This is a genomic window from Marinomonas sp. ef1 (genome assembly GCF_002806845.1).
Lineage (GTDB): Bacteria > Pseudomonadota > Gammaproteobacteria > Pseudomonadales > Marinomonadaceae > Marinomonas > Marinomonas polaris.
The window spans coordinates 208,230-224,378 of record NZ_NHTT01000003.1 but is presented as its reverse complement, the minus strand read 5'-3'; the positions used below and the strand labels follow the sequence as shown (position 1 = coordinate 224,378).

Below are 16,149 nucleotides of genomic sequence, written 5' to 3'. Positions count from 1 at the left end.
TTCTTTATGTGTTACCAAAATAACAACAAGACTCATGACCTTAAAAAGAACTGGAAAAAAATCTTTTATCCAGTTGCCATCGCTGCATCACTAACCTCTTCATTCACTTGGGCTGATACCACGATCCGTATGCTTCACCTTGAAGCAGATCCGAAAGTCGTCGCCATTTGGCAGCAAGTGGCAAATGACTATGAAAAAGCCAATCCAGGTCAACACGTCAAACTGGAATATTTAGAAAACGAGGCCTTCAAACAGAAGCTGCCAACGCTTCTTCAGTCCGATCAGCGCCCTGACATTTTCTACAGCTGGGGCGGCGGAAACTTTCAAACTCGCGTTGATGCGGGATTATTGAAAGATGTCACCAAAGAGATGAAAGACATTAAACCTAGGTTCTCAGAAGCCAGCTTTAATGCGTTCAACTACAAAGGAAAGCAGTACGGTCTTCCTTACATGGTTAGCCAAGTCGGCTTTTGGTACAACAAAAGCTTATTCCAAAAAGCGGGTGTTGATGCCGATAAAATCGTCACTTGGGATGACTTCCTAGGCGCAATCAAAAAACTCCAAAAAGCAGGCATTACAGCGATCACTACAGCTGGTGGTGATAAATGGCCCGTGCAGTTTTATTGGGCACTACTGACTATGCGCCAAGCTGGTCAACAAGGCATTCAAGATGCCATCGACAAAAAAGGCGATGGATTCGCTGGTGAAGACTTCATTAAAGCGGGTGAAGAGCTAAAACGTTTAGTCGCATTAAAACCTTTCCAACCAGGTTATTTAGCCGCTTCTTTTGGTGATTCCTCTGGTAACTTTGGTGACGGTAAAGCCGCCATGCAACTAATGGGTGATTGGAACTATTTATTCCAAGCTCAGCAATCCATCAGTGGTGAAGGTGTTGGTGATAACAATTTAGGCTGGATGAACTTCCCTGCCTTAAAAGATGGCAAAGGCAAAGCAACCGATACGCTAGGAGGCATTGCTGGTTGGGTGCTTACCTCTGAAGCAAGCCCTGAATCCGTTCAATGGTTAAAGTATTTTTCTAATATCGATATGCAAAAACACCTAGCCAAGATCAACATGATTATTCCTGTTGTGAAAGGTGCGGATGTTGCCATTGAAAACCCATTTAAAAAGCGCATTGCACAAAACATCGCTAACTCTACTTGGCATCAATTGTTTTATGACCAAGCATTTGGTGCAAACGTAGGTAGCGTCGTGAACGACATTTCCGTTGGTATTGTTAGTAACTCGCTTACTCCTGAGGAAGCAGCAGAGCAAGTACAAGAAGCGTGGGAATTTGAATAACGCTGAATAAGCATTAATCGACTAATACAGCCAACTTAAGTTGGCTGTTCTCACTTTCACGAGGCTTGCTATGAGTAATGATGTCACCACTATTGGAAAGCGCTCCAGTACTTCTTCAAACCAAAATGTCTCACGTTGGTTTAAAAAAAATAATCACGGTAACCGCTTACTGACGTTGGTTTTGTTTTTACCACCTGCTTTATTGCTGTTTACTATTTTTGTTATTTTGCCGATTGGTGAAGCGGGTTATTACAGCCTATTCCGCTGGAATGGCTATGGTGAACCGAGTCAATGGGTAGAATTCAGCAACTATGTCCGTTTGTTTAAACACGGTGCTTTTGATACTGCGGTATGGAACACCTTCAAGATCATTCTTATTTCATTGGTTATTCAGTTGCCTTTAGCACTGATTATTGCTCTGTCTATTTATAAAAAAAGTTGGGCAAATAGCCTATTCCGCCTCATTTTCTTTTTGCCTTATATTTTGGCCGAAGTGGCTGCAGGTCTTATTTGGCGTTTTGTTTTTGATGGCGATTACGGCGTGATGGCGAGATTTACCGAGGCGCTTAATACCGATACTTGGTACATATTGGCGGATAAAAACTGGGCATTTGTGGCCATTCTTGTGGTGCTTGTTTGGAAGTATTTCGGCTTCCACATGATGATTTATATTGCTGCGCTACAAGGCGTCCCTAAAGATCTTATTGAAGCAAGCAAGCTCGATGGTGCCAGCCGTTTTCAGGCGATTTGGTATGTAAAGATTCCGCTCATTATGTCGGGAATCACGATATCCATCTTTTTCAGTATTCTGGGGGCACTACAAACCTTCGATCTCATTATGCCTCTCACCGGTGGTGGACCATCTAATAGCACTCATACCTTGGTTTCTTATCTATATACATTTGGTATTACCAGAATGAATGTTGGCTTTGGTAGTGCGGTGGGTGTGGTGTTGTTTATTTGCTGTGTGATTTTTGCCTTCACATACCAAAGCACCATTATGAAAGACAAAAAATAAAAGGAACACCCTATGTTAGCAATGCGAAGAATATCTTGGGGGAAATACATCTTCCTAATCTTGGTCGCTGGCTTTGTATTAGTCCCTATGTTTGCCACTGTGCTCGGTGGGTTCAAAAGCTTAGGCGAATTACGCACCAACCCATTTGGCTTACCAGATGTTTGGGAGTTTGAATATTACGCACAAGTTTTTGCCAATGGTTCCATTTGGCAGCTGATGAAAAACTCACTGATTATTGCGTTTTTCTCGGTACTACTGACCATTATCATCGGCACCATGACCGCGTTTACGTTTTCCCATATTAAGTTCGCGGGTTATAAATACATCTATAACTACTTCTTAATTGGCATGATGTTTCCCGCTGCGGCCGCTATTTTACCGCTGTTCTTGAAAATTCGAGATCTCGGCTTACTTGATAGCCTGTCTGGTGTTGTGATTCCACAAGTTGCCTTTGGTTTAGGCTTTAGCATTTTGTTATTCCGAAGTTTTTTTGAGCAACTCCCTTCAGAGCTATTTGATGCGGCTCGTGTCGATGGTTGCAGCTACATCAAATTTTATTGGCATGTGATCCTGCCGCTATCCACTCCAATACTCGCCACCGTTGGTGTATTTGTCTTGGTCGCCAGTTGGAATAATTATTTATTGCCGTTGTTGGTACTAAACACAGAGCAACAATACCCATGGACGCTGGGCATCATGCAATATCGTGGCGAATATGGCATCGAATGGAACCGCATACTTGCCTATGTCACCGTGACCATCACTCCTGCCATCGTATTTTTCTTATTTGCTCAAAAATACATTGTTGAAGGCTTAACTGGCGGCGCCGTAAAAGGCTAACCCAACTAAATAGAATAATAAGGAAGAATCCCGTGGCTTCTGTTGAATTTAAACATATTGAAAAAATCTACCCAGGCAATGTACACACAGTTAAAGACTTCAATTTAAAAATTAATGACGGCGAGTTCATTGTCTTTCTAGGCCCATCTGGCTGTGGAAAATCAACGACATTGCGTATGCTAGCTGGCCTAGAAGACATTTCCGGTGGCGAAATTCTTATCAATAACAAAGTCGTTAATGATCTTGAACCGATAGAACGCGACATAGCTATGGTGTTCCAAAGTTATGCTCTTTACCCACACATGTCGGTTTACCAAAACATTGCTTTTGCACTGAAACTCGCTGGATTAAGCAAAGCAGAGATAGAGGAAAAAGTACGCCCTGTTGCCGACATGCTGCAACTGACGCCGTTACTGGATCGCAAACCTAGAGCACTATCTGGCGGGCAACGTCAGCGTGTTGCAATGGGACGCGCTATGGTGCGAACGCCAGAGGTATTTTTATTCGATGAGCCGCTCTCTAACCTTGATGCCAAACTGCGTAATTCCATGCGTACCGAGATCAAAACGCTGCATAAAAAAATAAAGAAAACCACCATCTATGTGACACACGATCAAGTGGAAGCCATGACGCTGGCTGACCGAATCGTAATATTACGTGATGGCAAAGTCGAACAAGTTGGTACGCCAAGGGAGATCTATCACTCCCCTGCAAATAAGTTTGTCGCAGGGTTTATTGGCAGTCCAGCCATGAACTTTATTCCGGTTGAATTAGCCAAGGATGAAGGCTGGCATGTTGATATTGCAGGACAAAAGCTAAACTTACTCGGTGACGTTGACGACAATCAAACTGACACAAAAGCCACTCTTGGCATTCGTCCCTGTGATATTCATATCACGCCAGATTTGCTTACCAATCCATTGGTCATCAAAGGCACAGTGGAGAACTTAGAACTGCTTGGTTCAACCATACAGCTGACAAGTCGATTAGGGGATAGTCAGATTACCGTTGAAGCGCCATCAAGCCATATGGTAAACGAAGACGAGGTTACTAACTTCTATATTGATGAATCACGTCTGCACCTGTTCAGTGATCAAACTGGGTTATCCATGTACAAACCTAAGGCTGTTCTTGAATAATAAATAGGTAAATAGGCAAGCTCGCGTCCGAGCTTGCCTAACTAAATACGTTTAAGTGGCGCTTCGACTACGATATAACGCCGCGTGTTCAAGGCCATACTCGCCTGCTAGCTCTTGCATAACCTCAACGCCTTGTAACATTTCTGGTGGTTTTCCATAGGCTAAGACGTTTATTTCATCGCCAGATTCTAGGCAGATTACTGGAACACTCACTTTACGATAACCGTCGACAGCAGTGATTCTTTCCAGTGCATCCATTTCTGCTAAGACGTCATCTGATACTTCAAATACCTGCCCTTTCACTGGATAGCCTTCGCCTGACAGTAAAACAAGCCAAGGCGAAAATCGTTCACCAACAAGGTATAACGGATAACGCTCTTTGGTTTTAAAGTCGCCGCGGTAACGAATACCTTTGTTTGTTTTAAAATTCGGAAAACCTTCTTTCAACGTCCCAAAGACAAAAACCTTATGCACGAAATATGCTCCTATAAAAAGACAGTAATCGATGTGAAGTTATTTAGAATATACACCAAGGTTCCCATTCATTCTAACCTGCAATTCGCTCTATCAACCAAGTAGAAAATGCTGCAACTCTTTGGTCTAAATTAGGATCATCTAGTGTTAATAAAGCGTAGTTATAACCTGTGGGTTGCATGCCTAATGGCGCAATAAGACGCTGCATTTTTAGATCATCTGAGACTAAAGGAATAGAGCCAATGGCAATGCCTAGCTGATCTTGGGCAGCCTGCAAAGTATAAAAAAAATGATCAAAGTGCTGCTCATTTTTCGGAATGACTTTTTCCAAACCATGAGACGTTTTCCAGTCGTCCCATGCATTGGGTCGAGTTCTGCTGTGTAACCAATTAGCTTCATTCAAGTCTTGGTTAATATGTTTCTCCCAATAGTCTTTTGTGCATACAGGTCCAGCCAGTTCAGAACAGAGTGTGGTTATTTTATAATCCTCGTGGACACCAAAGTCCATGCGGCGAATGGCAATGTCACAATTCTCTGACAATAGATCAATCGGGCCACCCACCATTCTTAGATCAACATTTAACTCAGGACATAAAGTTCGAAATTCACCTAATCGCGGCATTAACCAACGCATTGCCAAACTGGGTTCACATGACACAGTCAGAAATGGTGAAGTGCTATCATGACGATGAATTTCCTCCACGGTATAACTTAATGCATCGAGGGCTTCTGTGGTGGTTTTTAGCAATCGTTGCCCTGCGGCGGTCAGATAAACCCGACGATTACGGCGCACAAATAAATCAACGCCAATACGCTCTTCTATTTGCGCCACGGCTCGACTAATTGCGCCGTGAGTTAAATGAAGCTCTTGAGCCGCACGAGAAAAGCTTTGATGATGCGCTGCAGCTTCGAATGCAGTCAATGTTCCCAAGGGAGGAAGTCGTCTTTTTATGTGATTATTACTCACAATATTCACCATTAATTATCGATTTTATTTACTTAATCATCTATTCATACTCTTATTATTCACAGATGAGAGTGTCTTGCCATGTTAAATATCGATCAATTTGAGTTATATTCCGTTGCCATTATCACGTTATTGGCTGTCATGAGTCCGGGGCCAGATTTTGCAATGGTGTCAAAAGTCTCGTTACTAAAAGGTCGACACGATGGCATTTTATGCGCTATCGGAATAAGTGCTGCCATCAGTGTACATTTGGCTTATACACTCTTGGGACTGGGGATTGTGTTTGCAAACAATATCTGGGTTCTGAATACCTTGCGCTATCTCGGCGCTATGTACCTTATTTGGTTGGGGGGTTCAGCCTTATGGCCGGATATCAAGACAATCGTATTTAGAGCACGACCTAGCCAGACACCGGAGCCATTAAAAGATCAAAGCTCGCCTAAAATCAAAGTAACAAGCAACGGCTCAGCTTTTTGGTCTGGGTTTGCCTGTAACGCACTCAACCCAAAAACCATGTTGTTTATCGTATCTTTGTTTAGCCAAGTCATTTCAACAGATACCTCTTTATTAATGGAGCTTGGCTATGGTGCTTATATTGCCTTAGCGCATTTTATTTGGTTTGCCCTAGTCGCTTGTTTACTAACGTCAGTGAGAATTCAACAGAAAGTGTTGGTCTTTAAAATATGGATCGAACGCGTTACCGGCTTGCTGATGACGACACTCGGTGTGCGGTTATTAATTAACTGACTCTTTACAACAACGCGCATTGAGCCGCCAATATCGAATGGATAAAAATCACCCCGATTATGATGAAATAATCGGGGTGATTTGAGTCATTAGAGAGAGGATATTTAAACGCTTTGTGCGACTTTTACTGGATCAGTTCGCAAACCAAACGTGACAATAATGGCGGCAGCCAGAAGTATCAGAGCGGCGATTGTAAAGACACCAAACGCACCACTAACATCAAAAACAAGCCCACCTGCTGCTGCACCGGTTGCAATACCAACCTGAATAGCAGCAACCAGAAGTCCACCACCACTTTCGGCTTCATCAGGAACACTGCGTGTAATCCAAGTCGACCAAGCAACTGGCACACCACCAAACGCCATTCCCCAGATAGCCACCAATATAGCCGTTGGTGCAACAGCGCCCTGGATACTGACCATACCGATTCCAGCCAAACCAATGATCAACGGCATAAGCGTAAGGGTTAGGCGCAATGATCGCGCAATCAAGGCTCCGGCTATATAAGTACCAATGAAATTAGCAACACCAAAACCCAATAAAATACCCGAAATACCAGCAGTTGCGACACCTGTCACATTTTCAAGAAACGGCCGAACGTAGGTAAATAAAGCGAAATGCCCCGTAAAAATAAGCACCAGCATTAACAGGCCGAATTTCATTCGAGGGCGATTCATCACCGCGATCAGGGTACCTAATGTTGCTCGGCCACGCGGTTGCATTCTCGGCAAAGTAGCAAACTGGACAGCTAGGACCAGAACACCAAGCAAGGCTACCAACAGGAAAACATTACGCCAGCCGATAGTACCACCAAGATAACTGCCGAGCGGAGCGGCAAATATAGTGGCTGCCGAAACGCCGCTAAACAGAATAGCTAACGCACGAGGAATGTCTTTATCAGGAACCAACCGCATAACAATGGCGGCAGCCATGGTCCAAAAACCACCAAGTGCAATGCCAAGTAGTACACGACCAGCTAACAACAGGAAGAAATTAGGTGCGAGAGCAACCAAAATATTCGAGATAATTAACAGCACTGAAAATCCGAGTAAAACATAACGGCGGTCCATTCTGCGGGTAACAGTAGCGGTCAAAAGACTGGCAAATACCGCAAGAATAGCGGTAGCCGAAACGGCTTGGCCTGCCATCCCTTCAGTAATCGAAAGATCGGAAGCCATTGGTGTTAGAAGGCTTGCTGGCAGAAACTCCGCCGTAACTAACCCAAAAACACCTAACGTCATGGCTATTACTGCCCCCCAAGCAGGTACGTCTTGTACCTGCGCCGGAGACGCATTTAATGTATTCGTCATCGAAAGTCCTCTTGAAATGAATGTTTGTATATTGCGTACAGAATAATATGGACAGACCAGACGATATATACCAATATGTCTTAAATTCATACCATATCGTCCGGAGAACTATGCAACCGTCCTCGACAAACAACATCACCAATGAAGCCCGACACGATATGATGAACGAACTTCTGTCTGGCGTACGCCTTAAGGGCCTTGAATACAGACGAGTCGAAATTTCCGCTCCGTTTGGCCTGCAATTTGGAGAGGAATCAGATAAAAGATTGGCGTACTTTCATTTCATTGGACAGGGTTCAGCATTTTTACGAACTCGAAGCGGAGCTGTACACCAGCTAGCATGCGGTGATGCAGTATTAATGCCTTGTGCAGGAACCCATGATCTTTATAGCGAAGATGGTGTGCCGCTAGTCAGTATTAATGCCTTTGAAAAAGTGCAATTATGTGATGCCACGTCGGAAATAAGCGTTTGCAACACTGAAATATGCCGATCAAAGAACAATTTTATTTTCAGTTGCGCCATGGAATTCGACTTGGGCTGGCTTCATCCGTTAGCTCATTTGAAGCCAGAAGTAATGCACATTGAAACGGTACCAGATTATGATCCGCAAATTCCTGCCATCCTCGATGTGATGACCAAGGAATTGAAGGCTAAACGACCAGGATATAGCGTAATTTTGACACGACTTGCCGATGTAGTGGCTGCTGCCATTTTACGTCGCTGGGTAGAGATTGGATGCAATGTATGCGGCTGGGTTGAAGCAATGCGCGACCCGAAACTCGCACAGGTTTTATCTGCCCTGCATCATGAACCTGGACGACAATGGTCGGTGGCAGATATGGCGTCAGAAATGGGGGTATCACGATCTGTCTTTGCTGAACGCTTTACCGAATTAACCCATTCCACACCACAGCAATATTTAGGCAACCTACGCATGCGCCTAGCAAGTCAGTGGATCAGCCAAGATAACCTGTCACTTGACGAAATTGCCGATCGACTTGGCTATGGCTCTGCGGCTTCGTTTAGTCGAGCCTTCAAACGAATGACAGGAATATCGCCCGGTGCTGTAAGAAGTGGCCTTCTTCCAGAACTTTAAGAGTCAAAGATAAATATCCGGTTGCAGTGAAGCAAGAAATTTAGCAAAAATGCACATTAGTGTGGATGCTAGGCAGTTTGATAGAGTTGATCATAAACGGCTGATAAACTTATCGCGTTTTATTTTTTAACAAGGCTTATATTGTATGGCTACATCCACAAAATCTCGCTTTAATCCCACCGCCATTACGGGTTTTAGCGCCCTACTGATGACGACTTTTTTAGTGGGTTGCAGTGAACCACCAAAACTTGAAACTATTGAAGGTTATGCCCAAGGCACGACGTATCAAATAAGCTTTTGGTCTGAAGACGCGGTTCCAGTCACCGAGGTGCAAGCGGCGTTTAACGATACGCTTGCCCAAATAGACAAAGAGCTTTCTACTTATCGTCCTGATTCTTTCATTTCCGAATTCAACCGTAGCCCATCTGTAGCTTGGCAGCCAGTCTCTCAAGACTTTGTCGAGCTTGTCCAAATTGCCCAAGATATACATACAAAATCGGAAGGTTGTTACGACCCAACTATTGGACCTTTGTTCGATTTATGGGGGTTCAAAACCGACAAACTTCATGTGCCTACACCAGAAGAACTTGTTGCACTTACATCTGAACTCGGCATTGATAAAATTGAAGTAGATGAAGAAAATTTACGTGTACGTAAAACGCGCCCTTTTTTACAGCTTGATTTTTCCTCTATGGGCGAAGGTTACACCATTGGCAAGTTAAGCCATGTTTTAGAATCCAAAGGCTACGACAATTATATGGTGCAATTTGGTGGCGATATGAAGATCAAAGGACATAAGCCTAACGGCGATAAATGGCGAGTGGCCATTCAGAGCCCTATTCCTTCTGCCGAAGGCGGCCCAAAAGTCTATCAAGTTATTACTGTCAAAAATGAAGATGGCGTTACGCTAGATACATCAGGTACTTATAACCGTCACTTTGATGATAACGGTGTCGAGTATTCTCACATTATCAACCCAAGCACAGGCAAACCCATTACTCATAATCTTATATCGGCATCTGTGTTTGGCACGGACCCTAGAGTTAGCGATGCGTGGGCAACCACTATGTTATGCCTAGGCCCTGTAGAGGGTGCGAAAATCGCTAAGAATGAAAATCTAGAAGTCTTCTTCATTGAAAGAAAGAACGACAAACTGGTTAATTCCAGCAGCGCGGCTTTGCTTAAAACAGACCGTGTGAAATTTGACTAATAAGTTACTTGGCTGAAATATAAAAGACCGAGTAGCGCCTGCTACTCGGTCTTTTATCAGCTTGTGTGAATCGCTATTAAATAGCTAAAACTTTATAGTTTAAAGCGATTCGTTAATCCACTGAGGTTTTCTGCAAGTCGGGCAAGATCTAAACTCGCCGCACTGGATTGATTTGCTCCGGCAACCGCTTCATTCGCAATATCACGAATAGCTAACAAGTTTTTATCTACTTCTCGTGCAACAAGAGCTTGTTCTTCGGCAGAACTTGCAATGGCAATGTTTTGATCATTGATGCGAGAAACAGACTCTGCGATAGATTTAAGCGCTTCCCCAGACAAATTAGCAATCTCCAATGTGGCGTTGGCTTTTTCATGGCTGCGCTGCATTGAACTTACAGTAAGATCCGTTCCGCTTTGCACAGATTGAATCATGACTTCAATATCCTTTGTCGACTCTTGAGTACGATGTGCTAATGCACGTACTTCATCTGCCACAACAGCAAAACCTCGACCTGTTTCGCCAGCACGAGCCGCTTCAATCGCTGCGTTTAGTGCCAATAAGTTCGTTTGGTCTGCGATACCACGAATTACATCTAGCACCGAACCAATGCTGCTAACTTGCCCTGCTAGATCATTAACGCCTTGAGTTGTAGTCTTCAACTCGGTCAATAAAGACTGAATGGTTTTTATGGTTTGTTGAACTTGATCACGACCTAATTCAGCACGCTCATCTGCAGTATCAGAATCTTTTGAAGTGGCGACAGCATTACGCGCTACATCTTCCACGGCTGATGTCATTTCGGTAACAGCAGAAACAGCCAACTCTAATTGCTCATTCTGATGATGCATATCTTGAGTAGATTTTTCTGTGACAACACTTAGCTCTTCTGATGTTGAAGCCAATTGAGTCGCGGCATCTTGGATTTCATTTACCGTTTTAGAAAGCTGCTCAACCGTTTTATTAAAATGACCCGCTAATATACCTAATTCATTACGAGAAACATTTTCTAGACGGATGCTCAAATCACCACTTGATAAGCGAGTCATTGCATTTTGAATATAGGCGACTTGCTGAGTCAATGTGCGCGTAATATAAAATGCAATAATAAGGGCGGCAGCAATAATAACTACGGCGACTATACTAAGCATAGAAGTAGACTCTTGATAAACAACATCACCGTTATCACTCGCAGACTTAGCGCCTTTGCTACTTATAGCAGAAAGTCTATCTAGAAAGGATGAGTACTCATTATACTTTTTAAGCGATTCAGTAAGAAAAAGAGAACGCGCAGCATCATCTTCATCTTGTCTTGAAAGGGTAAAAACTTTATTTTCAATACTTAAATAGTCTTTATAGCTCGCTTCAAATTGTTTTAATAACTTTATTTCTTCATTGTTATCAGACACTAATGCACTGAAGTCTCTGATTGTCTGTTCAATCCTAATCTTTTGCTCTTCTACTACCTTTTCTAATCTTATCTTTTCCTCAGATGTATCATAAAGAATATGAACAGCTTCAGAATTACGTAAATCTGCGGTTTGAGTGTTAATACTTTCAATCAGCTTAACCGATGGAAGCCAGTCTTCTGAAATAATAGTAGATTGGTCATTGATGTTACTCATACGAGTAAAAGAAAATACAAGAACGACAATCAGGCCAAAAATAATCAACCCATAACTAGAAAAAAGCAACACACTTAATTTAACATTTTTCATAAACTATTTATTACATCTCCATTATAAAATAATTTTCCATAATCACCTTCAAACCTACATCTAAAGTTAAAGCTAAAAGAAATAATCACAGAAAAACGCACCAAAATAGAACACTTAAGATTTTATGCATAAAATCGATGCATAATAGCGCCTACTTATTTTGTATTCAATAAATTAATCTATTTAAACGTTCACCCTCAAAAAAACCGATAAAAAAGGAAGAAACAAGCACAAGATTTAAATGTTAAAAACGAAAGGGGGATATCTAATTTATATACAGACATTCCATTTAGTTATCAGAATTTATAATTTTCTTTCAAGCTCGATTCTAAACCAAGAACATTTTATTGACCTTTTAATCGGGCTAATTTCAAGTGGCCAGATTTGACGTTTTTGTAAGTTGCTGAAAATTTAACAATCATGCTCTGATCGGATTTAAATAAGATTTTCTTGATTTTAAGAAAAGGAAAAAGCTATTAGAAGCAACATGTTCTGCAACATAAACTAAGTCATTATCAATGCAGATGCCCTAGAACCAGTACAAAGAATAATGCCGTTTATGAAGTCACTATTCTATTTTTGATTTACCACAAAATTTACTTACCAATCATAGCAAGCCCACAGAAAACAAAAAAAAACGGAGCGGTTGGTCTTCCGTGAGCCCTTGGCTAGGCTTTTAGTTAATTCTCGCCCAGAACGTCATATTTACGGATTCTTTATCAAGAAGTTCTAAATATTCTAGTGCCACCTTGTTTCTCAGCCACTGCTGGCAATACTCCTCAGCTTTTTCCTGCGAACTGGCAATCGCCACATCTGCATAGACCCCATCCGTTCCACGAACCAGAAAATGAAGAATCAGCTCCTCTTGCAGACTAAGAAATTCGGCTTCTACTTGATGTGACAATTCTACTAATCTGGTTTCTGTTACGCCTTCTTTAAGCCTAAAGGTCGCAAACTCCATACCGCCAATATTATCAATGTTGTTATTCTTTATCATGTCAGTGCCTCAGTTATGAATTAAGCATCAACTCTAAGGCTTCACTACTGACAGCATTGTGTCAGTCAGCTTTCGTATTTTTAAATTCAATGTATGCTGACAAAGAAACATCTTCTGGCAAAGCACTCGCAGCGTCACAAGAATTTAATCTGGTTATACGGTCCAACCTAAAGTCTCTGTAGTCACCACGCAGCTTACACCAGCCACCTAATGTCCATCGGCCACCCCAATAAAATAGCCCTAGAGGAAATACAACTCTCGATGTCACGATTTCTGAAAGTGAGTTGTAACCGATACTGAGCCAACATCCTGTTTCTATAGCTGAATGTATTTCCTCCCATACCTGAGATGTTTCGGATTCATGGTGTCTTACCGGCATCCTAATCACTCGATCTTCGCTGGAAATCATCTTTGATTTTTTAGGCAATGCTGCCTCAATCTTTGACAATAAAGAATGTGCCGAAGTAGCAAATTTCTTTCCAGTCAGAGACGCCGTAAAACTTACGCCGGCAATCAACGCCTCCAGCTCAATCGGCGTCAACTGTAAGGGTGGTAACTCGAACCCCTCTAGCAACCGATACCCGACACCAGGCTCGCCATAAACGGGTATTCCAGATAAAGACAAATCATCAACATAACGATAAATAGTTCTTTCTGACACCATCAGCTTTTGGGCCAACTGCTTAGCTGTAATGGGTTGGTGCTTACGCAGAATATTGGTTAACTGAAAAAGCCTGTCTGATTTTCGCACTTCCGCCCCCTTTTCCAATTGACATAATGTCTATCCACAGGGACTAGTCTGTTTCAATTTCCGTGAATAAACGTAAAGCCCGTGCCGTAATTAGCATGATAGTCGGCGATATTACTGAACTCTTCTGATAAATGAATAGAAAAAATTACCCAAAGAAGCAAGAGTGTTCATCCTCACTTACAATTTGCAGAAAATCTTCTATCCTACTCACTTCGGGGTTTGAATCGTATCTATGCCATTTCAGATCTTGTTGCATCCAAAATACCTTCCAATAGCCTTTAGTCTTTACAAACGTAGCTTTCGCAACAGGCGTTTCAATTTTTGAGTCTACCGCCTTCCAATGAGGGCGAATTTCAAATAACTCTACGCTTTGGCCGGATATACGATATCCTATATCGACTTGATGTCTAAGATGGGCAGGAGGTCGATTCTTAGCTAAATACTTCTCTAACTCAGATTCTGTACGTTTTATCTCAAATTCACTTATTGCCATAGTGTTCTTAGTATCCTGTTTTGCAGATTTTTTAAACCATTGATCTTTGGTGACTTTGTACAAACAATCGTTTTAAGAGGATGGCCAACCAAAATAATCCTCTAGTTTTTGCACTATATCCCAAAACTAGAGACATTTTAATCCTCGATACATTCTCGGTATTAATTAGCGGATATTTGCTGAATCAGTTGCCAAGATAACGTTACGCTTTTGCGAATTGCAAGCGCCTCTCCTCTTCTCTCTATGCTCCAAAGTAGCCCTAATCGTTTCCAGAGCAGCCAATCAGCGACTTATTAGCTATTTTTCTCGTAAGCTTCAAATAAATCACTAACAAGCACACCATTAATTTTCATACCAAGTAAATTTGTATTACTTATCTCGGTATTTTCAAGGTTTAAGTTTGTGAAAGAGGTATTTGACATATTAACATTATTAAATTTTGAACAACTCAAATTGATATTTTCGTAAGTACTATGAGAAAGATTAACATCATCAAACGCACATGCCTCTAAATTTGAATCAGAAAATTTAGCATTCTTTAACTCCACCCAAAATTTCGAATCGGATAGGTTTACACAATCAAATTGAGTGCCACTCATATCAGATTTTGAAAATATAAACCATTTATACTCTGAGTTTGGAAATGGATTATTGTCCGACATAAATACCTCCTAATATGCAAAAATATTTTTTGCATTCTATTTTACAGATTTATAATCCATGAATAGTAAGAATCTTTTTAATAAAATGCTTTAGTCATAAACTGTTATCTCGATAATAATGTGTTTTTTATTTTTTACAAAAAAAATAATCAAAATATTGGCCGAAAAAAATGCCCTCTGTTCCGCATTGGCACAGAAGGCATTTTTGCATTCAAGCTAGATAACTCTTTAGATTTAGTAATTCACTAGGTTAAAGCGTGCTTTTCAAACCCAGCTCTAAACCACGAACTTCTGCCAAACCTTTCATTCGACCAAGTTTTGAGTAACCCGGTTTTGAGTTCTTTTCTAGGTCATTAAGGATTTGATGGCCGTGGTCTGGTCGCATGGGTATTAGGCTCGGAGCATTGTTGTCGTTACGCTTTTTCTCTTCTACAAGAAGCGCACGAACCACACCAACCATGTCTACGTCGCCACCAAGGTGAGACGCTTCATGGAAGCTACCTGCTACTTCTTCGCGCTTGGTTGATCTTAAGTGAGTGAAAAAAATGTTCGAGCCGAAGCGTTGCACCATATCAACCAAGTCGTTATCTGCACGAACACCGTAAGAACCAGTACAAAGAGTAATACCGTTTACAGGGCTTGGCACAGCACCAAGCAACCATTCGATGTCGTCTTTAACAGAGACAACACGCGGCAAGCCAAGAATCGGACGTGGTGGATCATCTGGGTGAATCGCCAAGCGCAAGCCACCTTGCTCTGCCGCTGGTACAATTTCTTCTAAGAAAAGTTTAAGGTGCTCGCGAAGTCTGTCTTTGTCGATGCCAGCGTATTCATCTAATTTTTCGCGGAATTGTTCTATGGTGTAGCTTTCTTCGGACCCAGGAAGGCCTGCGATGATGTTGGCGACTAAGCGGTCTTTATCTTCTGGCTTTAGGTTCTCTAAGAAGATTTTCGCTTGCGCTTTTTCTTCGTCACTGTATTCAGATTCTGCGCCTTTACGCTCTAGAATATATAACTCAAACGCAGCAAAAGCCGTTTGGTCAAAACGTAAAGCACGAGAGCCATCTGGCAATTCATAATCCAAATCCGTACGTGTCCAATCCAATACCGGCATGAAATTGTAGCACACAGTATCAATGCCACATTCAGCCAAGTTAAGCAGAGTTTGCTTATAGTTTTGAATATACTCTTGGTAATTGCCCGTACGCTTTTTAATATCTTCGTGTACTGGTACGCTTTCTACCACAGACCAACGAAGTGTATGAGCTTCTATCATGGTTTTACGTGCTTTAATTGCTTCTACTGGCCACACTTCGCCATTAGGAATTTCATGTAAAGCTGTTACTACACCCGTTGCACCTGTTTGACGAATATCCGTCAAAGTTGTTTCATCATTTGGTCCAAACCAACGCCATGTATGTTCCATT

Annotated in this window: 16 protein-coding genes; 7 read left to right on the top strand and 9 right to left on the bottom strand. The window is 42.0% G+C overall.

The annotated features are described in order from the left end of the window. Nucleotides 1-6 precede the first annotated feature (6 nt). The 4 genes from CCS02_RS05755 to CCS02_RS05740 all read left to right on the top strand — a co-directional run bounded on the left by CCS02_RS05755 (nucleotide 7) and on the right by CCS02_RS05740 (nucleotide 4,299). Nucleotides 7-1,302, top strand: coding sequence for an ABC transporter substrate-binding protein (locus CCS02_RS05755; protein ID WP_084122401.1), 1,296 nt, complete (start codon nucleotides 7-9; stop codon nucleotides 1,300-1,302). Between the two features lie 70 nt (nucleotides 1,303-1,372). After that, nucleotides 1,373-2,320: a carbohydrate ABC transporter permease gene (locus tag CCS02_RS05750; protein WP_100185670.1), complete on the top strand. Its 948-nt coding sequence runs from the start codon at nucleotides 1,373-1,375 to the stop codon at nucleotides 2,318-2,320. Between the two features lie 12 nt (nucleotides 2,321-2,332). Continuing rightward, the gene (locus CCS02_RS05745) at nucleotides 2,333-3,160 is read left to right on the top strand and encodes a carbohydrate ABC transporter permease (RefSeq protein WP_100636059.1); all 828 of its coding nucleotides are present in this window, start codon (nucleotides 2,333-2,335) and stop codon (nucleotides 3,158-3,160) included. Nucleotides 3,161-3,192: 32 nt separating this feature from the next. Beyond that, nucleotides 3,193-4,299 carry an ABC transporter ATP-binding protein gene (locus tag CCS02_RS05740; RefSeq protein ID WP_100636058.1) on the top strand — a complete coding sequence of 369 codons (1,107 nt, stop codon included), beginning with the start codon at nucleotides 3,193-3,195 and terminating at the stop codon, nucleotides 4,297-4,299. 51 nt (nucleotides 4,300-4,350) lie between these two features. Here the strand turns inward: CCS02_RS05740 and CCS02_RS05735 are convergent, their stop codons facing one another. Then, entirely contained in the window at nucleotides 4,351-4,773 is a 423-nt protein-coding gene (locus CCS02_RS05735) for a gamma-glutamylcyclotransferase family protein (protein ID WP_100636057.1), read from the bottom strand. Nucleotides 4,774-4,846: 73 nt separating this feature from the next. After that, nucleotides 4,847-5,740 (bottom strand): LysR substrate-binding domain-containing protein, encoded by an 894-nt coding sequence (locus tag CCS02_RS05730; protein ID WP_100636158.1) that lies wholly within the window; start codon nucleotides 5,738-5,740, stop codon nucleotides 4,847-4,849. 81 nt (nucleotides 5,741-5,821) lie between these two features. Here CCS02_RS05730 and CCS02_RS05725 point away from each other — a divergent pair, with 81 nt between their 5' ends. Beyond that, nucleotides 5,822-6,487 carry a LysE family translocator gene (locus CCS02_RS05725; protein WP_100636056.1) on the top strand — a complete coding sequence of 222 codons (666 nt, stop codon included), beginning with the start codon at nucleotides 5,822-5,824 and terminating at the stop codon, nucleotides 6,485-6,487. Between the two features lie 104 nt (nucleotides 6,488-6,591). Here CCS02_RS05725 and CCS02_RS05720 read toward each other — a convergent pair whose 3' ends face one another. Further along, a complete protein-coding gene (locus tag CCS02_RS05720) occupies nucleotides 6,592-7,797 on the bottom strand; it encodes an MFS transporter (protein ID WP_072840003.1) in 1,206 nt (401 codons plus the stop codon). A 110-nt stretch (nucleotides 7,798-7,907) separates the two neighbouring features. On the opposite strand from CCS02_RS05720, the gene CCS02_RS05715 reads away from it, so the two are divergent. Both CCS02_RS05715 and CCS02_RS05710 read left to right on the top strand, forming a co-directional pair. Next, the gene (locus tag CCS02_RS05715; RefSeq protein WP_072840002.1) at nucleotides 7,908-8,894 is read left to right on the top strand and encodes an AraC family transcriptional regulator; all 987 of its coding nucleotides are present in this window, start codon (nucleotides 7,908-7,910) and stop codon (nucleotides 8,892-8,894) included. A gap of 145 nt (nucleotides 8,895-9,039) precedes the next feature. Continuing rightward, nucleotides 9,040-10,104 (top strand): FAD:protein FMN transferase, encoded by a 1,065-nt coding sequence (locus tag CCS02_RS05710; protein ID WP_100636055.1) that lies wholly within the window; start codon nucleotides 9,040-9,042, stop codon nucleotides 10,102-10,104. 92 nt (nucleotides 10,105-10,196) lie between these two features. On the opposite strand, the gene CCS02_RS05705 is transcribed toward CCS02_RS05710, so the two are convergent. From CCS02_RS05705 to uxuA, 6 genes are all read right to left on the bottom strand, one after another. Further along, entirely contained in the window at nucleotides 10,197-11,819 is a 1,623-nt protein-coding gene (locus CCS02_RS05705; RefSeq protein WP_100185677.1) for a HAMP domain-containing methyl-accepting chemotaxis protein, read from the bottom strand. A 676-nt stretch (nucleotides 11,820-12,495) separates the two neighbouring features. Further along, nucleotides 12,496-12,816, bottom strand: a complete 321-nt coding sequence (locus CCS02_RS05700; RefSeq protein WP_012070463.1) for a hypothetical protein — start codon at nucleotides 12,814-12,816, stop codon at nucleotides 12,496-12,498. A 61-nt stretch (nucleotides 12,817-12,877) separates the two neighbouring features. Further along, nucleotides 12,878-13,567 carry a helix-turn-helix transcriptional regulator gene (locus CCS02_RS05695; RefSeq protein ID WP_100636054.1) on the bottom strand — a complete coding sequence of 230 codons (690 nt, stop codon included), beginning with the start codon at nucleotides 13,565-13,567 and terminating at the stop codon, nucleotides 12,878-12,880. Between the two features lie 145 nt (nucleotides 13,568-13,712). Continuing rightward, nucleotides 13,713-14,060, bottom strand: a complete 348-nt coding sequence (locus CCS02_RS05690; RefSeq protein WP_072840052.1) for a DUF3024 domain-containing protein — start codon at nucleotides 14,058-14,060, stop codon at nucleotides 13,713-13,715. Nucleotides 14,061-14,353: 293 nt separating this feature from the next. Beyond that, nucleotides 14,354-14,722, bottom strand: coding sequence for a pentapeptide repeat-containing protein (locus tag CCS02_RS05685; protein ID WP_100636053.1), 369 nt, complete (start codon nucleotides 14,720-14,722; stop codon nucleotides 14,354-14,356). 250 nt (nucleotides 14,723-14,972) lie between these two features. Further along, complete coding sequence (gene uxuA, locus CCS02_RS05680) at nucleotides 14,973-16,148, bottom strand: mannonate dehydratase (protein ID WP_100636052.1); 1,176 nt, start codon at nucleotides 16,146-16,148, stop codon at nucleotides 14,973-14,975. Nucleotide 16,149: the final 1 nt, after the last annotated feature.

Bases quoted from the DNA above. Each gene is read 5' to 3' on its own strand.
- CCS02_RS05755 (WP_084122401.1), top strand. From the start codon at position 7: ATGTGTTACCAAAATAACAACAAGACTCATGACCTTAAAAAGAACTGG.
- CCS02_RS05750 (WP_100185670.1), top strand. From the start codon at position 1,373: ATGAGTAATGATGTCACCACTATTGGAAAGCGCTCCAGTACTTCTTCA.
- CCS02_RS05745 (WP_100636059.1), top strand. From the start codon at position 2,333: ATGTTAGCAATGCGAAGAATATCTTGGGGGAAATACATCTTCCTAATC.
- CCS02_RS05725 (WP_100636056.1), top strand. From the start codon at position 5,822: ATGTTAAATATCGATCAATTTGAGTTATATTCCGTTGCCATTATCACG.
- CCS02_RS05720 (WP_072840003.1), bottom strand. From the start codon at position 7,797: ATGACGAATACATTAAATGCGTCTCCGGCGCAGGTACAAGACGTACCT.
- CCS02_RS05715 (WP_072840002.1), top strand. From the start codon at position 7,908: ATGCAACCGTCCTCGACAAACAACATCACCAATGAAGCCCGACACGAT.
- CCS02_RS05710 (WP_100636055.1), top strand. From the start codon at position 9,040: ATGGCTACATCCACAAAATCTCGCTTTAATCCCACCGCCATTACGGGT.
- CCS02_RS05705 (WP_100185677.1), bottom strand. From the start codon at position 11,819: ATGAAAAATGTTAAATTAAGTGTGTTGCTTTTTTCTAGTTATGGGTTG.
- CCS02_RS05700 (WP_012070463.1), bottom strand. From the start codon at position 12,816: ATGATAAAGAATAACAACATTGATAATATTGGCGGTATGGAGTTTGCG.
- CCS02_RS05690 (WP_072840052.1), bottom strand. From the start codon at position 14,060: ATGGCAATAAGTGAATTTGAGATAAAACGTACAGAATCTGAGTTAGAG.
- CCS02_RS05685 (WP_100636053.1), bottom strand. From the start codon at position 14,722: ATGTCGGACAATAATCCATTTCCAAACTCAGAGTATAAATGGTTTATA.
- uxuA (WP_100636052.1), bottom strand. From the start codon at position 16,148: ATGGAACATACATGGCGTTGGTTTGGACCAAATGATGAAACAACTTTG.